The sequence below is a fragment of the Dyadobacter luticola genome (genome assembly GCF_005860805.1).
Taxonomy (GTDB): Bacteria; Bacteroidota; Bacteroidia; order Cytophagales; family Spirosomataceae; genus Dyadobacter; species Dyadobacter luticola.
In genome coordinates, this window is sequence record NZ_VCEJ01000007.1 from 1 (window position 1) to 623 (window position 623).

Sequence of the window (623 nt, forward strand, 5' to 3'; positions counted from 1 at the left end):
GGTTATGTCCTGACCAATTCTCCGTTAACGGTTACCTGTGCGGCGCCCAATGTGTACGCGGGCCGTTTTGAGACCCTGGACTGTGGTATTGTTAAGGGCTGGGCCTGGAACAAAAATTACCCTGCAACGACATTGACAGTCGAGCTTCTCGAGGGCAGTACTGTAATTGTGAGTGTACCGGCAGATATTTACCGTGAAGATTTAAAGAACAACGGGACAGGGACAGGTAATTATGGTTTTAGTATAGAGCTTCCTTCACGGTTGAAGGATGCCCAGACACACACATTGAGTATCCGGATCAAAGGGACGAGCACTTTGCTGACCGATTCCCCGAGGACTTTGACATGTTTGACGCCATCGCAATATAATGGCAGCTTTGACGGGGTGGATTGCAACACAGTGCGAGGTTGGGTTTGGGACAAGAGCTATCCTGAAACAGCCCTGACTGTCGAGTTGTTAGAGGGCAGCACTGTGCATGCGGAAGCGGTAGCCGATATCTACCGAGAAGACCGCAAGGCTGCAGGGTTCGGTACGGGGAATTATGGGTTCAACTTTTCACTTCCACAGGCATTGAAGGATGGCAAGGCCCACCAGCTTAGCATCCGCATCAAGGGTACCAGTTT

Annotated in this window: 1 pseudogene; it reads left to right on the forward strand. The window is 50.9% G+C overall.

Annotated elements, in window-relative coordinates:
- Positions 1–132 precede the first annotated feature (132 nt).
- Positions 133–623 (forward strand): annotated as a pseudogene (locus tag FEN17_RS23810) (T9SS type A sorting domain-containing protein); the annotation flags it as partial.